This is a genomic window from Pseudoalteromonas sp. ESRF-bin5 (genome assembly GCF_002632075.1).
Lineage (GTDB): Bacteria > Pseudomonadota > Gammaproteobacteria > Enterobacterales > Alteromonadaceae > Pseudoalteromonas > Pseudoalteromonas marina.
In genome coordinates this window covers 13,506-34,125 of the sequence record NZ_NTLW01000119.1, presented here as the reverse complement: position 1 = coordinate 34,125, position 20,620 = coordinate 13,506, and the positions used below count along the sequence as shown (strand labels likewise).

Here is a 20,620-nt window from a genome sequence, read left to right as displayed (position 1 = left end):
TGGCTCATACCCGCAGTATCAATTAATACTAGTCGTTTATTTCGTAAATGATATAAAACTTCAGCTAATTCATTAGCATCTTTAACTTGCTTAACACCACAACCTATAATTCGGCCATAAGTGGCGAGTTGCTCATAAGCACCAATTCTGTATGTGTCTGTTGTGATTAAAGCGACTTTGTCTGCACCATATTTTTGTGCGCCAAGTGCAGCTAATTTAGCAACGGTTGTTGTTTTGCCAACACCCGTTGGGCCGACTAAGGCGTATACACCGCCTTGACGTAAAATCTCGTTGTTGGTTGTCTGCATCTGATCTTCAACCATTGTTAAAAGTGCTTTCCAACCTTGCTGGCGAGATACATCGTCAGGAACAAAGCACGCCATTTGCTCAGCAACATCTTTATCTATTCCCATACCGACTAAACGATCAATCATGCATGCACGAGTAGGATCGCGTCTTGCCATGTCTTGTTGCATAAGCCCTGACACTTGATGTTCTAACAATTGACGAATGGCATTCATTTCGTCACGCATTGACGAAATTTGCTCACTTTCAGTATGCTTAGTTTCTTGGCGAGGTGTCACTGGACTGTCAAGATCATCAAAACCACTTTCTAAATCATCAAATCCAAGGCTGTCTGCTTGTGTTTGCGGACGCGCTGAAGCTTGACGTTCATTAGTGAACATAGGACGAGGACGCTGCTCTTGAACTGGCTCTTGGTAGTTGTCTGTAGTATCAATACCTGATTGAGAAAACATAGAAGCCAATTCTGCAGAACGAGGGCGTGGGGCTTGACGCTCTAATAATGCCTGAAGACTATCGGCTACTTTCGCTTGTGGCTCTGGTTTAGCGCGAAGAGGCTCTGGTTTTACAAAATTATGCACTGGCTGTGTTTTTGTTGAGCTTTGTCCTGGAGCGCTAAGTGCTTGCTCTTTTTTAGGGGCTGCTTTGTCATAATCTACTGCTGCTACAATTTCTACACCGTTAGCTAGTTTTTTATTTGACATAATAACCGCATCAACACCTAATTCGTCTTTAACTTCTTTAAGTACTGTGCGCATATCTTTAGCAAAATAACGTTTTATTTTCATGATTCAACCCCTTTAAAATCTTATTGTTGGCCAACAGAGCTGACTATCTTGATCTGTCTTTCATCTGGTACCTCTTGATAAGACATCACCCTTAAACCCGGGATGGTGTACTTAACAAAACGAGATAACACAGTGCGTAACATTCCCGACGTTAGCAATATTGAAGGTTCACCGGACATTTCTTGATTTTGATGCGCTTCATTTAGTGACACTTGAAGTCGCTCTGCAAGTCCTGGTTCTATACCGGCACCTTCGTCGCCTGCATTTTGTAGTGACTGATGCAACATCTGTTCCAACTCAGGCGCCAAGGTTATGACAGGGATTTCTGAAGACATGCCTACAGCGTCTTGAACGATTAATCGACGTAATGAAATACGTACTGCAGCCGTTAGCACATCAGGGTCTTGACTACGTGGCCCATACTCAACAAGGGTTTGTACAATTGAGCGCATATCACGAATTGCAACGCCTTCATTAAGTAGATTTTGTAGTACTTTTACAATCACAGTTAACGGTAATACGTCAGGGACTAGACCTTCAACTAAGCGAGGGTGGCTTTTACCTAACATATCTAATAAGTTCTGTACTTCCTCGTGACCTAACAACAGTGCTGCGCTGTTAGTGAGTAACTGGCTAATGTGTGTAGCCACAACTGTCGCTGAATCTACCACGGTATAGCCAAGCGATTGTGCTTCGTCTTTTTGATCTGGTTTTATCCATACCGCATCAAGCCCAAAAGCAGGGTCTTTGGTTTCAACCCCTTTAATTGGCCCAAATACTTGACCTGGATTTATTGCTAACTCATCACCATGCTTCAGTTCACCTTCACCGGTAGATACACCCATAAGCGTAATTCTGTATGCATTAGGGTCAAGCTCTAAGTTATCGCGAATATGTACGGGTGGAACTAAAAAACCCAGCTCTTGAGAGAGCTTTTTACGAACACCCTTAATACGATTTAGCAGCTCTCCGCCTTGAGACTGGTCAACCAAAGGAATTAATCTATAACCCACTTCTAAGCCAATTACATCTACTTGCTGAACGTCGTCCCAGCCTAGTTCTTTTTGCTCTTGCTTGTTGGCAACACCCGTACCAGCAGTTCCATTTGCAGCAGCCTCGGCTTCTGCTGCAGCCACTTTTAATTTACTTTGTTGAGTGTAATAAGCTAAATAACCTAATAATGCACCTAGGCTTAAAAATGCTAAATGAGGCATGCCAGGCACTAAGCCCATGGTAATTAAGATGCCAGAGGCTATAAATAAAGATTTTTCGTTGCCAAGTTGTTTCTTAAACTGGTCGCCCATATTGAGAGACTCGTTTTGGCGTGTTACTACAATTGCGGTACCAATTGATAGTAGTAATGAGGGGAGCTGAGCCACCAAGCCATCACCAATCGTAAGGAGTGTGTAAACTTCCATAGCTTGGCCAAAGCTTAAGTCATGCTGGATCATGCCAACAAATAGGCCACCAACAATGTTGATAATTAAAATGACGATACCAGCAATAGCATCACCTTTTACAAACTTACTTGCACCATCCATTGAGCCATAAAAATCGGCCTCGCGGGTTACTTCTTCTCGGCGATCGCGCGCTTGCTCGGCACTAATAAACCCTGCGTTTAAATCAGCGTCAATTGCCATTTGCTTACCAGGCATTGCATCAAGTGTAAAACGTGCAGATACCTCAGAAATACGCCCTGCACCTTTTGTGATTACTACAAAGTTAATAATAATCAGAATTAAAAACACCACTAAACCAACAGCATAATTACCGCCAATAACAACAGAGCCAAAGGCTTCTATTACCTTCCCCGCAGCATCTCCACCATTATGTCCCTCTAAAAGTACAACTCGTGTACTGGCTACGTTGAGTGCTAAGCGCATAATTGTGGCGATAAGCAACACGGCCGGAAACATACCAAACTCAACGGGTTTCATGGTGTAAACCGTGACGAGTAGTACCACCAACGCTAACGCAATATTGAATGAAAAAAGGATATCAAGTAAAAATGGCGGTAACGGTAAAATGACCATTCCCAAAGCTGCAAGCACAAGCAAAGGCGTACCTACGCCTTTTGCATATTCTTTTTTATCTGCATTAAGTTGTTGTAATACCGCTTTAAAACTCATAATTCTACAATTTCAAAAAATTGACACTACGTAGAATTAGCAATAACTATTCCAAGTTAATAAAGGGGAAATATTAATACCTGTAGGCATCAGGAATGGGGAGCTTTTTATTAAGCTTAGTCGGGCGTTTTCCGCGACCTTTATTGAAGCGTTTTAGCTGAAAAACATAAGCTAGCACCTGTGCAACGGCAGTAAACAGTTGATCAGGAATTTGTTCTCCTACTTCTGCGGTATAATAAAGCGCTCGAGTAAGCATTGGCGACTCAACAATGGGTACATCATTACCGTTTGCCACTTTTCGAATTTGCATAGCCAGTTCATCCACGCCTTTAGCTAGCACTATAGGTGCTCCGGCTCGCTCAGTGTCGTATTTAAGAGCAACAGAATAATGCGTTGGGTTGGTAACAACTACATCGGCATCGGGCACGTCTTGCATCATTCTTTTTTGAGACATTTGTCTCTGAGTTTGCCTAATACGCGCTTTTATTTGAGGGTCACCTTCAGAGTTTTTGTACTCATCTTTTACTTCTTGCAGTGTCATTTTTAACTGCTTATGGTGAGTATGACTTTGATACGGGGCATCGATTGCTGCAATAATTACCAATGTGCACGACAATGCCAAAAACATCCACGAGAGGATTTCGAGCGCATGGATAATATTATTAGGTGCAGACTCAATGCTTAAGTGTAATATTTCGTCAAAAAAGGTATTAATTAAAAAAAAGGCAAAACTTGCGACCACTAAAAACTTTAAAATAGCTTTAGTAAGCTCTACCGCAGCTTGTGGGCCAAACATGCGTTTAAAGCCTTTAAATGGAGACATTTTACTTGCTTTAGGAGCGGCTGCTTGCCAACTAAAATTAAAGCCACCTAGTAAGGTATTACCTATAATGCCCGCAAATAAAATAATGAATACAAACATAGCCATAGGAAAAATAAGCGCGTCGGCAACACTGGACCAAACCGCAAACATTTTAGTGGTGTCGTAGGTTTCATTTCGATTAAGACTGAGCATTCTGCCCATAATATTGTATAACCCCTTACCAATTTCAGGGCCGTACATTAACAATGAAATAGCTGAAAATATAAGAACAAACATGGTGCCTAATTCTTTTGAACGAGCAACCTGCCCTTTCTTTTTAGACTCTTCTATTTTTTTCCCTGTGGGTTCTTCTGTTTTTTCTTGACCTGAATCTTCAGCCATAACACACTCCTAAGGTGAACAACCAACTAAGGTACACATTAGTTCGATCATTTTAAGCCACTGAAATTCAAATTGCAGGATGAAGTTCCCCAATGTTGCCCAAATAATGACAAGCCCTGCTACAAGAGTGAATGGGAAACCAATAGCAAAAATATTTAACTGAGGCGCCGCACGGGTCATAATACCAAATGAAATATTAATAACTAGCATTGCTGTCAATGGTGCAAGTGAGAGCACTAAAGCCGTTGTAAACATCCAACCGCCCCACGTTACAATATCCCAGTAATGATCTACTGACCACCAATTACCATCAATTGGCAGTACCTCGAAGCTATGTACAACCATCTGTATCATCATTAAATGGCCGTTGAATACAAAAAATAATAGTGTTGCTAAAATAAGAAAAAACTGACCAACAGCCGGAACGCTGGCTCCATTTGAGGGGTCAATGACAGAAGCAAAACCTAAACCGGTTTGCATAGCAAGTATCTGACCTGCCAATACGAAGGTATTGAGTAACAAGGTAGAAGCAAAGCCAATCGCTATTCCAATAAGCATTTGCTGTATGACCACTAAAATCATTTCAAACGAAAACAAGTTAGTAAATGTAGCTGGAGGAAGAACAGGCACAACCAACAGAGTCACGACCACTGATAAACCCAGTTTTATACGTGTTGGCACATTTTTAGCGCCTAACCCCGCCATTATCATAATCATAGAACTAATACGTACCAAAGGTAGTAAAAAGTCGCTCAACCATTGAATGACAACTGAAAACGGGTACTCCACTTGCTAACCTGCAATTTCGGGAATGAGCAACACCAACCGGGTAAAAAAGTCCATAAGTTCTTGTGTAAACCAGTGACCACCAACAATTAATGCACTTATAGTAATTAGCAAACGCGGTAAAAAACTCAACGTTTGTTCATTGATAGACGTAGCCGCTTGAAACACCGCCACCACTAGGCCAATAATTAAACCTGGAACAACAATAGCCGATACTAATTTAATAACTAAAAACAGTGCATCGCTAAGAATATCAACAAAAATTTCTGGTTCCATGCTGTAATCCTATCTTTTAGTACCATTCAAAAAAAACATACTACGTGCCTAAACCAAAGCTTTTGGCGAGGGTTCCCATCACTAAGCTCCAGCCATCAACAAGTACAAACAGCATTATTTTAAAGGGTAAGGAAACAATCATGGGGGAGAGCATCATCATACCCATAGCCATGAGTACAGACGCAACAACTAAGTCGACGATTAAAAAAGGTATAAAAAACATGAATCCTATGATGAACGCGGTTTGCAGTTCGCTTGTTACAAATGCGGGTATAAGAACTATGAGCGGAGTTTCTTCAGGTGACTCTAGCTTGTCATAGCCTGCTATTTTGGCAAATGTTTCTAAGTCTTTTAAACGAACCTGCGAGAGCATAAATGCTTTCATTGGCTCTTTTGCAAGCTCCAATGCTTGTACCGACGTAACTTGCTCATTTAAATAAGGCTCTATGGCTACGTCATTAACCTTTTGGTAAATAGGCGCCATGATAAAAATACTTAAAAATAAAGACATGCCCAACAGTACTTGATTAGAGGGCGTTTGCTGCAAACCAATTGCTTGGCGTAAAATTGCGAGTACAACAATGATACGTGTAAAAGACGTCATCATGATTATGGCTGCCGGTATAAAACTCAGCGCCGTCATAATGGCTAAAACTTGCAATGTCACCGAGTAATCTTGTGTGCCATCTGCGTTTGTTGTGATAGTAAGCGCATCAATACCTTCAGCGCTTACGCTTGGAACAAACACAATGGCAAAAATAATTAGCAGCCACTTAGTCATAGGTTCAGTTCTTTTTATTTTGTTTCGATTTGGGGTTTAACAGTTTACTAAATTGCTTAGCAAGTTCTGGGATTTCTTTTTCACTCAGTGGTGATTCTAATTTATGAAGGTAATTAATACTGTGCGGCGTGACGCCCAATAAATGCTGCGCATTATCAATTTCTACCACCATTAAGCGTTCGCGTGAGCCTAAGGGAAGACTTCGAACCACTTTAAATTCATCACTGTTTGCCAAATTAGGATTAAGTTTTTTTACAAAAATAGCCAGAACAACAATGAGCACTAGCACCACTATAAGCGAAAGCACCATAGAAATTAAATCGCCCGTAGGCGTAACTGACTCTGTTTTTGTAAATACAGACGCTGTTAGCGCAAAAAAGGCACTCATCGTAACTTTTTGATCCGCTCTACTTGGCTGATAACATCCGTTAGACGAATACCAAACTTATCATTTACGACAACCACTTCACCGTGAGCAATTAAGGTACCATTAACCAATACATCTAATGGCTCACCAGCAACACGATCAAGCTCAACTACAGAGCCTTGGTTAAGTTGTAGCAAATTACGAATATTAATTTTTGAGCGTCCAACTTCCATCGATATGGTCACTGGGATATCTAAAATAGTATCGAGCTTGCGCTTTTCTTCGCCTGTTATTTCGCTTTTTTCATCACTTAATTCATCAAGTTCGGCAACTTGCGCTTCGCCAGCATCATCACCACCTTCAGCCTCAGCAAGTGCGGCTGCCCATTCGTCCATTGTGTCTTGATCATCGCTCATACGTTTAACCTTTTAATCAATTACCAGTCTAAGTCTACACCGTCTGAAAGGTGTAAATCTTCTTCTAATTCTGCTAACTCTGCATCTGAGTCAATTTTCTTGCCGCCTTTGGTAAATACATGCAGCTCAGATTTAACTGAATCAGGTCGTTTAATTTTTTCGCTAATTTGCAACGCAACATTATCACGAGAGCGGCCCATTTTAGCTCTAAACGTGGGTAGCTCTTCTACAAATACAGTTATATGCTCTGGCATTTCAACAGGAATAATATCACCTGGTTTAAGCTCCATTATTTGTTGAAGTGTTAAGTCAACTTCTAAAAGCTGAGTTGACATGTCAACCTCAACATCCATTATTTCATCTCGTAATGCCTTACTCCAACGCAAGTCGGTATCTTCAGTATCTGACTGAACACCCGCATCCAAAAGTTCCCTTATTGGTTCAAGCATTGAATATGGCAAGGCAATATGAAAATCACCGCCGCCACCATCGAGTTCAATATGAAAAGAGCTAATAACCACAACTTCAGTCGGGCTTACAATATTAGCCATTGCGGGGTTTACCTCTGAATCGAGGTACTCAAACGACACGTCCATTACCGGTGCCCATGCCTCTTTATAATCTTCAAAGATTATTTTTAGCAACATTTGCACAATTCGGCGCTCTGTTGGGGTAAATTCACGGCCTTCAATTTTTGCATGGTAACGGCCATCACCGCCAAAAAAGTTATCCACCAAAATGAATACTAACCGTGCTTCCATGGTGATCAGGCCGGTACCCTTTAAAGGTCTGAAACGCACCATATTTAAGCTTGTTGGTACAAATAAAGTGTGAACATACTCACCAAACTTTATCATTTGAACGCCATTAATAGACACTTCCGCTGTGCGGCGCATCATATTAAATAGGCTAATTCGCATATGGCGAGCAAAACGCTCATTAACAATTTCCAGCGTCGGCATGCGACCACGTACGATTCGATCTTGCGAAGAAAAATCGTACTGAAGCGTACTTCCCCCGCCATCTTCACCATCGTTTATATCTTCCTCTTCAACGTCATCAACACCATGTAATAGCGCATCAATTTCGTCTTGGGATAATAAGTCGCTCACGCTAACCCCTTATTGCATTACAAAGCCGGTAAATAATACCCGCTCAATTACTTTGCTGCCTTCAACGTCATTTAAGGCAGTTTGCACTGTCTCTAGCGCAGTAAAACGCAGAGTTTCTTTACCTGCACTGGTACTAAGCTCGTCAGCAGTAGTGGTCGAAAATACACTGAGTAACTTACCTTCAATCAGCGGAATATGCTTTTTAGCTGTTTCTTCATTTACCTCACCACGTACCAAAAGTTGCACTTTAATTTGTACAATTCTATCTCGGCTCGAGCCCGGAACGTTAAAAACAAAAGGTCTTGGCATCGCAACATAAAGCGCACTGCCTATTTCTGCAGATGACCCAGAAGCTTCTGGCGCTTCCTCTGAAAGGGTCGTTTCTTCATCTAATGTTTCAACAGGCTCATCCGAGCCCGACATTAAAAAGAAACCCGCAGCACCACCTACAACGAGCAATACTGCTGCAATAATAATTATCAGCTTTTTTTTACTTTTTGGCGCTTCTTCTATTTCTAAACTTGTTTCTTCAGCCATCATGATTCCTTATATCGCAAAGGTATTTGCTTGTTTTAGTTATTATAATAGCAGTAGTTAGGCATAGTAATCTATTGATGATGATGTTTGTTGCTCAGAAGTTTGTTCTGGGCTATTTGATGGCTCATCACTTTCACTATTTGCTGCTCCATTTTTGGCTAATTGCTCACCCGCCCCCGATTCATTTTGCTCAGCATTTTCACCACCTGATTGGCCATATGAAATAGTGCTTTCACCAAGTTCCAATCCCTGTTGCGCTAACATTTCGCGTAAGCGAGGCATAGATTGTTCGAGTGCTTCTTTGGCCTGCTGGTTTTGTACCACAAAGTTAATTTGTGCTTGTTCTGCATCGCTACGAACTCGTATTTGCATGCTGCCCATCTCAGGTGGATCCAGACGAATTTCAGCCTCTTTGTTATTAATGCTTAGCATTGAACTAACGCGCTCTTGTAGTAACTTGGCCGCGTCACTTTTAACTATATTAATCGCCTGCATCACACCAGGATCAATACTTACCTGCTTTGTCTGTGCTGTACTTTGTAACTGCTGATTTTGAATAGCTTGTTGATCCAACAAGCCCATTTCATAATCAACCGAATCATAATAGCTTTGGGCACTGGTTTGGGTTGTATTTAAAGCATTAGTTATATGGTTAAACACCTGCATAACTTTAGCGGGTGACTGCTCAGCCGTGGTATTTTTTAGCCCCTCTTTTTGCAATTGCTCAAGCGCTTTTGTAAGCTCTTCATCACTAGTAGGCTGTGCTGCTAATTTAGTTGGATCAGCGCTATTTTCAGAGCCTGATTTCACACTCACTTTTTGTGGTCTGTTTACCGTATTTGGTGTTTGTGAAGCTACAAAAGTAACTGGTTTTGTTATCTCTTCACCTTTTACCGGTAAGGTAACCACTTTGTCTATTTGAGATTCATTTGTTTGCGGCAATTTTTGTGAGTCATTTACAGCTTTTTGCGATATCGTAAATTTAGTGTCTGATGATTGATTCGCATCTTTCGCAACCAACACTTTTAGCTCACCAATCGCTTGCTTAATAGCCGCTAACTGTTCACCTTTTGGTTGCTCGGCTTTAATAAAGGCATTTAATTGAGTCAGTAGTGCCTGCTTTTCTGTCCCTGAAAGCGTATTAAACTGCTCACTGACTGACGACTTAACGTCAGTGCTTTGTGTCTGTTTATTATCCGTTATAAATTGGGTAAGCATTTGCTTTAAAACCGTCAATTTTTCAGCTTTGCTAGGTGCGTCAAGCATCACTGGTTTAATTTCAGTCTGTAATTTTGTTAGCTGTTCAGGCGTTAGGCTTGCTAATACTTTATCTGTTTTAAATGCATTTACATCTTTAGCAATGAGTGCATTTATCGCGTCTGCTTTTTCAGTTTCAGTTATGTTTGAGTTGGGTAACATTAATGCATTTTCATCTTTAGCAATGAGTGTATTTATCGCGTCTGCTTTCTCAGTTTCAGTTATGTTTGAGTTGGGTAACGTTGCTGTGAGCGTATTTTCTGTTAGTTCCGCAACTGTATTTTTAGCTGTGGTATTTTGAGCTAAAGTGTTGACGTTAACTTTACCGCTATTCTCTAATGTGCTTTGAGTAGTATCTATTTTATCAACATCCGTTTTTAAAATAGTCTGATCAGAATTGACACTCACGTCAGAGAGTACTGAACTTTGTGAAGCTGTTATTTTATCCGTAAAAATGCCTTTTTTAGTATCTGCTTCATTATCTTTTGTATCAAAGCCCTGAGTTATACTTTGCGCTTCTGCAGGGTGTTTAACTTTATCCGATTTTATATTTAGTTCTGCTTCAACAGCCTGAGCAAGAGACGTTTTATTTTGTCTTTGTGAATTTGACGAGTCATTAATATCTACATCATTTACTAAACTTGCCACACTGCTTGTGTTGTTATCAGTAAGTGTTGCATGTGGTCTTATTATTTTACCTACTTCATCTTTAACAGGTAAATCTTTTGCTGGCACAGCAAAATAGCCTTTAACCGGCAGTTTCTCTTTTAAATCAGCAATATCAAGCGGTGTTTTATTTGTTGATGTATCTGCAAGGTTTATATCTTTTGCTTTTTCACTTGGCTTTGTAACCTCAGTGTTCATTAGTTGAGATGAATTGATCTGCTCCAGAATATCGCTTCCAGACACCAAATTTATTTGGGCTATGTCTTCATCATCTGAATCACTGTTTAATTTTTCATTAGTAACTGATGAGGAATCTGCTGAGGCGGCAGATAAAGTATCTGTTTCAGGCTTATTAATCTCTTTTTTTGTTGGCTCAAATGTAGTGTGGGCGTCTTGCAACTGAGTAAAAAACTCAGTACCTGATTCATCAGAAGAATCGGCTAAGCTACTGTCTTTAAATGCTAAAAAAGACTCTTTATCAGCCGAAATTGAAACAGAAATATCATTCATCGCCATAAGTCACCTAATACGGTTACGGCAACATGTCACCGCACATTGCCCAAAATTAAATACCACCCATTAACAAAGCAATAAACGTGCCTAACTTAAGAAAGTTTGCGACGCTGAAAAAATTGATTGGATGTGAACTCATCCAGCATTTTTTGCTCGTTTTTAGCAACCACAGCTGCTGCTTTTATTTTTTGATTTTCAATCAATTTAGCCACCGCTTTAGCCTTTATTTGCTGTTTTAACCACAACGTTTTTCGCTGTGAAACAACTTGCTTTGCCGTATTTACAGTACTTGCTTGTTGCCGAATAGCCTCTTCAATTTTTGCTATAAACGCATGATACTGCCCAAAACCAGCGCTTGATAAACCCGATTGACCTTTTAAATGTAACTGTTGAGAGTATTCAAGCCTAAAGTCATTTAAGCCTTGAAGTTTTTGCTGGTTTGCTTGCAAGTTTTGATTAGCTTGCAAATAACTCATACGTAAACTTTCTTCTTTGTCGCTTTCAAGTTTTAGCAGCAAGTCAAATTTGTTTTTAGCCATTACCCTTGACCTAATAATTGGGCTAGCCCTTGCAGCCCATCGTCATAACTTATCACATCACGCATACCTTGCTGTAAAAACCCGTTTACTCTTGGCATCATATTTATTGCTTGGTCGAGCATGGGATCAGTGCCCTTTTGATAGGCGCCTAATGTGATCATGTCTTTATTTTGTTGGTACATTGAATACACTTGTTTAAGTACTCGCGCTTGTTGCATATGAGGCTCTGAAACCACTTGGGGCATAACACGTGATATAGATTTTTCGATATCTATTGCTGGATAATGGCCGCTGTCGGCTAACTCACGAGAAAGTACAATATGGCCGTCTAGTATGGCGCGTGCAGCGTCTGCAATTGGGTCTTGCATATCATCGCCTTCACTTAACACTGTGAAAAAGGCTGTTATAGCACCTTGCCCTTCCCCCCCATTACCAGCTCGTTCAACTAAGGCTGGTAGTTTTGCAAAAACCGATGGTGGGTATCCTTTTGTTGCCGGTGGTTCTCCAACTGCTAAAGCAATTTCACGCTGAGCCATTGCGTAGCGAGTTACTGAATCGAGTAGCAGTAACACATTTAAACCTTGGTCTCTAAAATATTCGGCAATGGTCACTGCACTTTCACAACCTTTTAAACGCATTAATGGCGATGAATCGGCGGGTGCTGCAACAACAACAGAACGTTTACGCCCTTCTTCTCCAAGAATTTCTTCAATAAACTCTTTGACCTCACGACCACGTTCACCAACCAAACCAACTACAATGACATCGGCTTCGCTGCCCCTAGTCATCATTCCTAGCAGTACAGACTTACCTACACCAGAGCCTGCAAATAAGCCCATACGCTGACCTTGCCCTACGGTGATCACTGAATTAATAGCACGCACCCCAACGTCCATTGGCTGGCTTATCGGACGTCTGGCTAAAGGGTTAATTGTATTTTGGGCAAACTTTAAATAATGTTCTGCGTTAATTTTACCAAGTCCGTCGAGTGGACGGCCTAAGCCATCAACTACACGCCCTAGTAGGCTCATTCCTACAGGTAACCCCAAATTATTTACTTGGGGTATTACTCGGGCACCTGGCAGTACGCCAGAAATATGATCATTAGGCATTAAATATAAGGTTTGGTCGTTAAAACCAACAATTTCTGCGTCAACAAAACCGTTCATGGTTTCGATTTTACATTGACTACCAACAGGTGCCCTCAGACCTTTTGCCTCTAAGGTAAGGCCAACAACACGCGTTAATATACCCGCTACTGCAGGTGTGTAGGGCTTAATGTTTTGTTGATATTGCGACAAGCGTTCGCTCAAAGAAGCAATTTGCACAGACATAGTACGCCTAAAAAATATTTAGATATTACTATTATGCAAAAAACTATCCAACGTTTCTTTGACGCGTGTTTTTAAAGTCATATCGAGAGAAGATTGCGCGGTTTTCACCTCACATCCACCTCTTTCAAGCGTGGGTTCGGGAACTAGTTGCCAGTTATTGTCTGCTATAGTTTGCTCGCCATAGCTATCTTTTATAACCTCTAGATCGGTTGGGTTTAGATGCACTTTGACTTTTTCTTGTTGCGCATTTAACGAATCAATACTGTGTTTTAATGTATGTAAAATAACATCTGGCGATGTTTGTACTTCTTGGTATATAACTGCTTCAGCCAACATGCTAGCTAATTGAATAAGTTGCAACTCGGCTTGTTCATCCACTTTTTTTAGCGGTGTATTAAGTGCTTCTAAAATACCTTTAAGACTAATTAGTTGCTCTTCAATAATCGGTTTTATATCTTCTTGGCCTTGAGTTTTACCGAGCTCTACCCCTTCTTTATAACCAGCTTCTTTTCCCTCACTAACGCCTTTTTCAAAGCCGTCAATGTAGCCTTGTTCATGACCTTGTTTAAGGCCTTCTTCATAAGCATCTTGTCTAATGCGTTCAAGCTCAACCATAGTAAGCTTTGGCAGCTCGGGCTCTTCGGGTTCATCAGCGGGCATTTCTTCGGCAAGCTCTTTTTTATAAAGCTCGCCCAATGGGGTGCCATAGGCTGTTGAGCGGTTACCAAAGCTTTTTTCGTTAGGTGCTACATCGGGAATAGCCCAATGTTTTAATAATTCATCTGCTTCTTCAGCTCGAAGTGGACGCCCTTTGAGTTTGCTCATGGCTTACAAGAACTCCTCACCACCACCACCGCCTAACTGAATTTCACCCGAATCAGATAAACGACGTGCCGTTGATAGAATTTCTTTTTGGGCAGCTTCAACTTCGCTAATACGTACAGGCGCCATTGCTTCTAAATCATCAGCCAGCATATCGGCAGCACGCTTAGACATATTGCCCAGTATTTTGTCTTTCAGACCGTCGTCTGCACCTTTGATTGCTTTCATTAATACATCTTGTTGTACTTCTCGTAGAATGGCTTGAATACCACGGTCATCCACATCCATTAAGTTTTCAAATACAAACATAAGATCCTGAATTTGCTGAGACATCTCTTCGTCATGTTCACGAATAGAATCCATTAGCTGCCCTTCTACGTTTGTATCTAGGTAGTTCATGATGTCTGCCGCGGCTTTTAAGCCACCCATTTTCGCAGCTTGTGCCCCTGCTTGTCCGGCAAATTGTTTTTCCATAATTTCGTTAAGTTCTTGCAGTGCGGCTGGTTGCACTTCTTCAAGGTTGGCGATTCGCATGGTTAAATCAAGACGTACTTTCTCTGGGAACTGCGCAATAATTTCTGCGGACTGCTCAGGCTCTAAGTAAGACAATACAATCGTTTGTATTTGGGGGTGTTCATTACGAATAATATTCGCCACCTGCTTAGAGTCCATCCATTTGAGAGAATCAAGGCCTTTAGCCCCAGACCCCATAACAATTTGGTCAATAAGGCTGGCCGCTTTATCTTCACCCAATGCAGCAGTAAGCGCCTTTTTAATAAAGTCTTCTGACTGAAACCCTATAGTACTGAAGCTTTGAATTTGCTCAATAAACAAGTTGTGAACCGCACTTATTTTAGCCTGTGACAGGTCGTCTAACGCAGCCATTGCCATGCCGACTTTTTGAACTTGTTTAGGCTCCAAGTGCTTAAGTATTTGGGCTGCATCTTCCTCTGATAAGCTAAGTAATAAAATAGCGGCTTTATCTACACCGTCTAGCTTATCAACATCAAACGCTGCTGGAAGTTGTTTTTGTTCTTGATCTTGATCAGTCATCTTCTGTTAACCACGCTTTCACTACTTGTGATGATAGTTCTGGTTCATTGGCTACAAGGGCACGAATTGCTTTGAGTAAGTCTTCGTCGCCATGTAAATCTGGTAACTGCAGTGTACCATCGCTTGAGAAACCAATTGAAGCAGAATCAAAGTCTTTGTTTAGCATATCCAACGTGCTATCGCCAATGTCTACCCCTGCACTTAACGCATCTTCGTCATATTCTTCAAGTGTATCGTCTGGGTAAATTAAACGTTTAAGCATCGGTTTAACTACCGCCATTATGAGTACAATAATAACTAATGCACCCAGTACCAAGCGGATTATTTTCATAAACCAATCCTGCTCCCAAAGCGGCACGCTAATGTCAAAATCAGTTGCTTCGCGAACAAACGGAACCGTTACCACTTCAAGTGCATCACCACGCTGCATGTCAAAACCAACGCCACCTTGTAATAAACGACGAATATTTGACAGCTCTTCCACTGAGCGCGGTGTCATTGTGGTTTCACCGTTTTCACCTACTTTTGGAATGTAGTCAACGGCCACCGACACGCTTATTCTGCGTATCACACCTGTTTGCTGGCGCTTATGTGAGATAGTTGTATCTAACTCATAGTTACGCGTCGCTTCTTTATGCGTTCTTGATGGTGAAGTTGCACTACCTGCGCCACCTTGTCCTGCTACTTCAGGGATATTAGAGTTTACTGGAGGCTGATTCGTCAGTGCACCAGGTATACCTACCGCTAAACCACCTATATTATTTTCTTCGAATGTTGTTTCGCTTCTTACTGCTGGTAAATCTGGGTTGTAGCGTTTTTGCGTCTCCTCAACAGCACTAAAGTCCATACTTAAATCAACTTGTGCAGTGTAGTTTGCAAGCCCTACAACAGGTATTAAAATACTGTCTATTTTTTCAAGATATTCTTGTTCACGCTTACGCTCTATGTCGTACTCTTTACGTGAACGTGCAGCAAGCGATGTTTGCGAGCCTGAATTTAGTAAGCGACCATTTTGATCCGTTACTGTTACACGAGCCGGCTCTAAACCTTGTACAGCCGATGCAACCATATCAACCACTGAGTCGACTTCTTCGCTATCTAGCGAACGCCCACGCTTAAGAGTAAGTACAACAGTTGCTGAAGGCTTTTTCTCTCTGCGCGCAAATACATTTTCTTTTGGAATGGCAAGCAATACACGTGCACGCGTAATATTATTGAGCTCTTCAATTGTGCGCGCTAACTGTTGTTCTCGGCCATGCTTTAAGCGTTCACGCTCTAAACGCTGACTTACACCAAACCCCATGTCTTGCATAATAATATCTGAACCCGATGTAGGGCCTTGCTCTAGCCCTTCACGAGTCATTAAAAGTTTAATATTTTGATACTCAGTTTCAGGGACGAGCACTACATTTCCATCTACTTGGTATTCAATTTTTTGTGCGTCTAAAAAGTCGAGCGTTTCAATAAGCTCTTCTGTCTGCATTTTACCAAGTGGGCGCATATCTGGCTGACGTGCCCAAATAATAATAAATATAGCAATCGCTAAACAAATGCCTAAAGCAATAACTAAAGTTACTTGGCGCAATAAATCAACGCCATTTAGCGAACTTAAGTAGCCTGATTTCTGTTCTTGTTGATCGTCGCTATCGCTTTGGTCCATTTCACCAGTAGCAAGAGCCAGATCGGTTGATTGATTAGATTGCGCCACAATAATTCTCCACTACCTAGTTAAACAGGCATGTTCATGATTTCTTTGTAAGCTTCGACAAGTTTATTACGAACCTGCACTGTCGCTTCAAATGCAACTGACGACTTTTGAGAAGCAATCATTGCTTCAGCCAAAGACACGCTTCTGTCGCCTGTTTCTACCGCCACTACTTTTTGTTTAGCGTCTTGCTGCAAACCGTGCACAGTATTAATTGCATCCGATAGCATATCGCCAAATTGAGCGGTTGATGAGGCTTGTGTTTTTACTGGCAGTCTTTCGATTTGATTATTACGGCCAGCCTCTAAAGCCATTGATTGCATTTCTTGAAATACAGCGCTGTTTTGAATTTTCATAATTTGTCTCTGACAATGCAGTTAACTCTTAACATGAATAAAGCACAAAGCATGCCAAAAAATTAAATTAATAATTTCAATGAGTTGGAAGTAATTTGACAAGTCAGAGTTTTGACAGCCCTAAATTCAATAGCTAAATTTAGGGCAAAAATGATGTTATGCGGGGAGTGAAATACCTAAGTCGCGCATCTGCGCTAATTTATAACGTAATGTACGAGGGCTTATACCTAGCGTTTCAGCGACATCTTTTCGCTTACCTTGGCATCTTGCTAACGTTTCTAAAATAATGCGATGCTCTTTATCTTTTAGCTCATCCTTATAACTTCCCGTATCAACAGCCAATAAGTCTTGTTTTGTTGGCTCGGCTGGAGATGACTGTTCGTCATAATACGCTGAACTCATAGTGCCTTGGTCAATATCTCTATTAGTAGCATTTACTTGCTGCTGACTAGTATTTTGCGCGCTGACAGATGCAGGCTCCATTACAAAATCTGTCGCCGCTATGTTTTCAATGAAAATAGCATGCTCGTTTAGAGTATCCCCAGTCCTAAGTATTAACGCACGTTGTATTACGTTATCAAGCTCACGCACATTACCAGGCCATGAATGAGCAAGTAATTTTTTCTCTGCGGCACTATCAAGATAAGCCATAGGCTCTTTACTTTTGTTTAAGTGGCGCTCAATTAAATGCTTAGCCAATACAAGGATATCTCCAGGTCGCTGACAAAGTGGTCGCCACATCAAAGGAAACACATTAAGCCTGTAATATAAATCTTCTCTAAATTGGTTTTCGGTAACCGCTTCTTTCAAATCGCGGTTACTTGTTGCAAGTATACGTACATCTAACTGGATTGTTTTTCTTCCACCTAAGCGCTCTACTTCGCGCTCTTGCAACACACGAAGTAGTTTAGCTTGCAGCCCTAAATCCATTTCTGTTATTTCGTCGAGCAATATAGTACCGCCTTGCGCTTGCTCAAACTTACCAGGACACGCTTGAATTGCGCCTGTAAACGCGCCTTTTTCATACCCAAATAAGGTTGCTTCAAGCATATTTTCAGGAATTGCTGCACAGTTAATTGCCACAAACGGCGCATCGCATCGGTTCGATTTATCATGAATATACCGTGCAAGCACTTCCTTACCTGAACCACTTGGGCCTAGCACCATAACGCTCGCATCAGAGCGTGCAACTTTACTTGCTAACTCTAAAAGTTGAATACTGCTTGGGTCGGCAACAATGGGGCCGTCGGTCTCTTTTGCTTTTTCAGGTAAGTATCGACTTACCATATTGAGTAAAACTTCAGGTGCAAACGGCTTTGCCATGTAATCAATAGCGCCCAAGCGCATAGCCTCTACTGCATCATCAATTGTTGCATACGCGGTCATCATCAATACGGGTAAATCAGGGTGATTTAATTTAATACTGCGTAGTAAATCAAGCCCACTCATAGTGCCCATTTGTACATCACTCACCACCAGCGAAAATTGCTCTTTTTTCAGCAATAACATGGCTTGCTCTGCACAATTAGCCGCAATACATTCAATCCCCGACATTTCGAGTGTATCAATTAGGGCTTCACGAAGCCCTGCATCATCTTCTACAACTAAAATAGTGTTACTCATAATGATTCCTCTAATTTAGATGCGGTGCGAATAGGTAAAAGCAAACTAAAGCATGCTCCACCGCCTTTATTATTAGTCACGTCAACACGCCCTTGATGTGCGTTTGCAACTGAACTCACAACAGCAAGCCCTAATCCCGTACCTTGACTTTTAGTGGTATAAAACGGTTCAAATATTTTTTCTGCTTGAGTTAAATCAATACCTGGGCCGTTATCGGATACACTGATACGAACAAAATCTGGATTTTGCTCGTCAGTCGCAGCACTTAATTTTACTTCAGCGCCTGCCCCAATGACTTGAATACTGTTATGGATTAAATTTTGAATTGCGCTGGCTATGGCTGATTTATTGCCTGTTATTTGAATATCTGGCTCTGGGAGGTTAACAGCTAAATGACTGTCATTTAGTGTCACCATAGCATCAGCACCCGCTTTTACCTCACTGAGTAACTGCTGCATAGACACTTGCTCAACAACTTGTTTGTCGCCACTTTTGGCAAAAAGTAGCATATCGTTTACTTGAGTTTCTAAATCTTTTAAGCGTGACATCAACTTGCTTTGAAAATTATCGCGAGATGCCTCGGGTAAACGCTTAGAGCCCAAATTAGCAGCATAAAGCATGGCCGCTGAAAGTGGGGTTCGAACCTGATGTGCAAGCGACGCCACCATTTTACCCAAAGCACTTAGGCGCTGCATATGAGCAACTCGCTTTTGTAAACGGCGTGTTTCACTCAAATCGGTCATTAAAATTAGCTGGCCCGGCTCGGGCGCTAACGCTGTTATATCAAGCTTAATTAAACGGCCATCTTTAAGCGATACTTCGTGACCATCGTCTTGATGCGGTCTAAAAGAGCGTTGAATAACGCTAAACCACTTTTCACCTTCTAAAGGTTCGCCTAACATATCAATGGCTATTTGGTTGGCCTTTGCAATCATTCCTTTACCATCAAGCACAACCACACCTGCGGGCATGGTATCAACTAAATGTGAAAGCCAACTTGCTTGCTGACGCAGATCGCTTAACTCACCTATGTACTCCTCTTGAAGTAAACATGGGTTATACTGATTTGCAGAAATAAACTGTGGTTTAAGCACGCTCGCAAGGGCCATAATCAAATCTCGAATTTGTATAGATACAGAGCTTAATGCACAATGTGTACCAAAATTTATTTACATTATTTTCATTGACTTACAATAATAATAGCGTGACATAAAAATGACGCGCATAAAAAGGAATATGTATGAGTGAGCAAAAAAAATGCCGATGTGCTTGGTTAGACGCCACCAAGCCCGATTACGTTTTATATCACGATTTAGAATGGGGCGTCCCTGTTTACGATGACCAAACACTGTTTGAATTTATAACGCTAGAGTCGGCTCAGGCAGGCTTAAGTTGGTATACCATTTTAAAAAAACGACAAGGATATAAAAATGCATTTGCTAATTTTAATGTAGATAAAGTCGCGTTGTTTACCCAAGACGATGTTGAGCGTTTAATGCTTGATGAAAATATCGTACGAAACCGTTTAAAAATTAACGCCACAATAAATAATGCCAAGCAATTTATAAACATTCAAAAAGAATTTGGCAGTTTTAGCGCGTATCAATGGCGGTTTGTTGATAACAAACCGATCGTGAGCAATTTAAATTATACCGAAGAGACGCCTGCAATCACCAAAGAATCAACAGCCTTCGCAAAGGATTTAAAAAAGCGCGGCTTTAAATTTTTAGGCCCTACCACGGTATACGCTCATATGCAGGCCTGCGGTATGGTTAACGATCATAGTAATGACTGCTTTAGAAAAGATGAAATTATACAGGCGTTTAATGGGTAAGTAATTTGCTCACAAAGAGGTTAAGAGGCGCTGCGCTTTTGAGAAGTAACGTAAAATTTAGTTATATTCACTCATTTACCCTCATTTTTCAGATATGTGTTTAAGTAATTAAAAGCTACACTTTTCACGCAAGTAAGCTCAGCGTCTAGCATCAAAGTCTAAGTTTGCGTTTATCTTGTAGACGCCAAGCTTGCTTGCGCGACGGGCAAAGCCCGTAAA

General features: G+C 41.2%; 20 protein-coding genes. 1 reads left to right on the top strand and 19 read right to left on the bottom strand.

Annotated elements, in window-relative coordinates; all coding sequences use genetic code 11:
• The 19 genes from flhF to BCG07_RS06060 form a co-directional block, all read right to left on the bottom strand.
• A partial coding sequence (flhF, locus tag BCG07_RS06150) for a flagellar biosynthesis GTPase FlhF (RefSeq protein ID WP_286889306.1) occupies window positions 1-1,091 on the bottom strand: 1,091 nt, incomplete at its 3' end.
• 20 nt (window positions 1,092-1,111) lie between these two features.
• A complete protein-coding gene (gene flhA / locus BCG07_RS06145) occupies window positions 1,112-3,220 on the bottom strand; it encodes a flagellar biosynthesis protein FlhA (protein WP_006792751.1) in 2,109 nt (702 codons plus the stop codon).
• A 73-nt stretch (window positions 3,221-3,293) separates the two neighbouring features.
• On the bottom strand, window positions 3,294-4,424 hold the full coding sequence (gene flhB, locus BCG07_RS06140) for a flagellar biosynthesis protein FlhB (RefSeq protein ID WP_286889304.1): 1,131 nt from the start codon (window positions 4,422-4,424) through the stop codon (window positions 3,294-3,296).
• A gap of 9 nt (window positions 4,425-4,433) precedes the next feature.
• Window positions 4,434-5,213, bottom strand: coding sequence for a flagellar biosynthetic protein FliR (gene fliR / locus BCG07_RS06135; RefSeq protein ID WP_006792749.1), 780 nt, complete (start codon window positions 5,211-5,213; stop codon window positions 4,434-4,436).
• A gap of 3 nt (window positions 5,214-5,216) precedes the next feature.
• On the bottom strand, window positions 5,217-5,486 hold the full coding sequence (locus BCG07_RS06130) for a flagellar biosynthetic protein FliQ (protein ID WP_006792748.1): 270 nt from the start codon (window positions 5,484-5,486) through the stop codon (window positions 5,217-5,219).
• A gap of 40 nt (window positions 5,487-5,526) precedes the next feature.
• Window positions 5,527-6,267, bottom strand: a complete 741-nt coding sequence (fliP, locus tag BCG07_RS06125) for a flagellar type III secretion system pore protein FliP (protein WP_006792747.1) — start codon at window positions 6,265-6,267, stop codon at window positions 5,527-5,529.
• 4 nt (window positions 6,268-6,271) lie between these two features.
• On the bottom strand, window positions 6,272-6,655 hold the full coding sequence (gene fliO, locus BCG07_RS06120; protein ID WP_006792746.1) for a flagellar biosynthetic protein FliO: 384 nt from the start codon (window positions 6,653-6,655) through the stop codon (window positions 6,272-6,274).
• A complete protein-coding gene (gene fliN / locus BCG07_RS06115) occupies window positions 6,652-7,050 on the bottom strand; it encodes a flagellar motor switch protein FliN (protein ID WP_006792745.1) in 399 nt (132 codons plus the stop codon). Before fliN ends, fliO begins: the two co-directional genes overlap by 4 nt.
• 20 nt (window positions 7,051-7,070) lie before the next feature.
• Window positions 7,071-8,162 (bottom strand): flagellar motor switch protein FliM, encoded by a 1,092-nt coding sequence (gene fliM, locus BCG07_RS06110; RefSeq protein WP_138740372.1) that lies wholly within the window; start codon window positions 8,160-8,162, stop codon window positions 7,071-7,073.
• Between the two features lie 9 nt (window positions 8,163-8,171).
• On the bottom strand, window positions 8,172-8,699 hold the full coding sequence (gene fliL / locus BCG07_RS06105; RefSeq protein WP_008132626.1) for a flagellar basal body-associated protein FliL: 528 nt from the start codon (window positions 8,697-8,699) through the stop codon (window positions 8,172-8,174).
• A 57-nt stretch (window positions 8,700-8,756) separates the two neighbouring features.
• Window positions 8,757-11,132 (bottom strand): flagellar hook-length control protein FliK, encoded by a 2,376-nt coding sequence (locus tag BCG07_RS06100; RefSeq protein ID WP_502694046.1) that lies wholly within the window; start codon window positions 11,130-11,132, stop codon window positions 8,757-8,759.
• 95 nt (window positions 11,133-11,227) lie between these two features.
• Window positions 11,228-11,674, bottom strand: coding sequence for a flagellar export protein FliJ (gene fliJ / locus BCG07_RS06095; RefSeq protein WP_006792740.1), 447 nt, complete (start codon window positions 11,672-11,674; stop codon window positions 11,228-11,230).
• Window positions 11,674-13,008, bottom strand: coding sequence for a flagellar protein export ATPase FliI (gene fliI / locus BCG07_RS06090; protein WP_006792739.1), 1,335 nt, complete (start codon window positions 13,006-13,008; stop codon window positions 11,674-11,676). The genes fliJ and fliI overlap by 1 nt, the downstream gene beginning before the upstream one ends.
• An 18-nt stretch (window positions 13,009-13,026) precedes the next feature.
• Window positions 13,027-13,833, bottom strand: coding sequence for a flagellar assembly protein FliH (gene fliH / locus BCG07_RS06085; RefSeq protein WP_286889295.1), 807 nt, complete (start codon window positions 13,831-13,833; stop codon window positions 13,027-13,029).
• 3 nt (window positions 13,834-13,836) lie between these two features.
• Complete coding sequence (gene fliG / locus BCG07_RS06080) at window positions 13,837-14,883, bottom strand: flagellar motor switch protein FliG (protein ID WP_006792737.1); 1,047 nt, start codon at window positions 14,881-14,883, stop codon at window positions 13,837-13,839.
• Window positions 14,876-16,591 (bottom strand): flagellar basal-body MS-ring/collar protein FliF, encoded by a 1,716-nt coding sequence (gene fliF / locus BCG07_RS06075; protein WP_008132632.1) that lies wholly within the window; start codon window positions 16,589-16,591, stop codon window positions 14,876-14,878. The genes fliG and fliF overlap by 8 nt, the downstream gene beginning before the upstream one ends.
• A gap of 20 nt (window positions 16,592-16,611) precedes the next feature.
• Window positions 16,612-16,944 carry a flagellar hook-basal body complex protein FliE gene (fliE, locus tag BCG07_RS06070; RefSeq protein WP_008132633.1) on the bottom strand — a complete coding sequence of 111 codons (333 nt, stop codon included), beginning with the start codon at window positions 16,942-16,944 and terminating at the stop codon, window positions 16,612-16,614.
• A 156-nt stretch (window positions 16,945-17,100) separates the two neighbouring features.
• Window positions 17,101-18,567 carry a sigma-54-dependent transcriptional regulator gene (locus BCG07_RS06065; RefSeq protein ID WP_286889292.1) on the bottom strand — a complete coding sequence of 489 codons (1,467 nt, stop codon included), beginning with the start codon at window positions 18,565-18,567 and terminating at the stop codon, window positions 17,101-17,103.
• Window positions 18,564-19,676, bottom strand: a complete 1,113-nt coding sequence (locus BCG07_RS06060) for a sensor histidine kinase (RefSeq protein ID WP_286889290.1) — start codon at window positions 19,674-19,676, stop codon at window positions 18,564-18,566. Before BCG07_RS06060 ends, BCG07_RS06065 begins: the two co-directional genes overlap by 4 nt.
• Before the next feature lie 131 nt (window positions 19,677-19,807).
• Between BCG07_RS06060 and BCG07_RS06055 the strand changes: the two genes are divergently transcribed.
• Complete coding sequence (locus tag BCG07_RS06055) at window positions 19,808-20,401, top strand: DNA-3-methyladenine glycosylase I (protein WP_286889289.1); 594 nt, start codon at window positions 19,808-19,810, stop codon at window positions 20,399-20,401.
• Window positions 20,402-20,620 lie beyond the last annotated feature (219 nt).

Bases quoted from the DNA above. Each gene is read 5' to 3' on its own strand.
- flhA (WP_006792751.1), bottom strand. From the start codon at position 3,220: ATGAGTTTTAAAGCGGTATTACAACAACTTAATGCAGATAAAAAAGAA.
- flhB (WP_286889304.1), bottom strand. From the start codon at position 4,424: ATGGCTGAAGATTCAGGTCAAGAAAAAACAGAAGAACCCACAGGGAAA.
- BCG07_RS06130 (WP_006792748.1), bottom strand. From the start codon at position 5,486: ATGGAACCAGAAATTTTTGTTGATATTCTTAGCGATGCACTGTTTTTA.
- fliP (WP_006792747.1), bottom strand. From the start codon at position 6,267: ATGACTAAGTGGCTGCTAATTATTTTTGCCATTGTGTTTGTTCCAAGC.
- fliO (WP_006792746.1), bottom strand. From the start codon at position 6,655: ATGAGTGCCTTTTTTGCGCTAACAGCGTCTGTATTTACAAAAACAGAG.
- fliN (WP_006792745.1), bottom strand. From the start codon at position 7,050: ATGAGCGATGATCAAGACACAATGGACGAATGGGCAGCCGCACTTGCT.
- fliL (WP_008132626.1), bottom strand. From the start codon at position 8,699: ATGGCTGAAGAAACAAGTTTAGAAATAGAAGAAGCGCCAAAAAGTAAA.
- BCG07_RS06100 (WP_502694046.1), bottom strand. From the start codon at position 11,132: ATGAATGATATTTCTGTTTCAATTTCGGCTGATAAAGAGTCTTTTTTA.
- fliJ (WP_006792740.1), bottom strand. From the start codon at position 11,674: ATGGCTAAAAACAAATTTGACTTGCTGCTAAAACTTGAAAGCGACAAA.
- fliI (WP_006792739.1), bottom strand. From the start codon at position 13,008: ATGTCTGTGCAAATTGCTTCTTTGAGCGAACGCTTGTCGCAATATCAA.
- fliH (WP_286889295.1), bottom strand. From the start codon at position 13,833: ATGAGCAAACTCAAAGGGCGTCCACTTCGAGCTGAAGAAGCAGATGAA.
- fliG (WP_006792737.1), bottom strand. From the start codon at position 14,883: ATGACTGATCAAGATCAAGAACAAAAACAACTTCCAGCAGCGTTTGAT.
- fliE (WP_008132633.1), bottom strand. From the start codon at position 16,944: ATGAAAATTCAAAACAGCGCTGTATTTCAAGAAATGCAATCAATGGCT.
- BCG07_RS06065 (WP_286889292.1), bottom strand. From the start codon at position 18,567: ATGAGTAACACTATTTTAGTTGTAGAAGATGATGCAGGGCTTCGTGAA.
- BCG07_RS06060 (WP_286889290.1), bottom strand. From the start codon at position 19,676: ATGGCCCTTGCGAGCGTGCTTAAACCACAGTTTATTTCTGCAAATCAG.
- BCG07_RS06055 (WP_286889289.1), top strand. From the start codon at position 19,808: ATGAGTGAGCAAAAAAAATGCCGATGTGCTTGGTTAGACGCCACCAAG.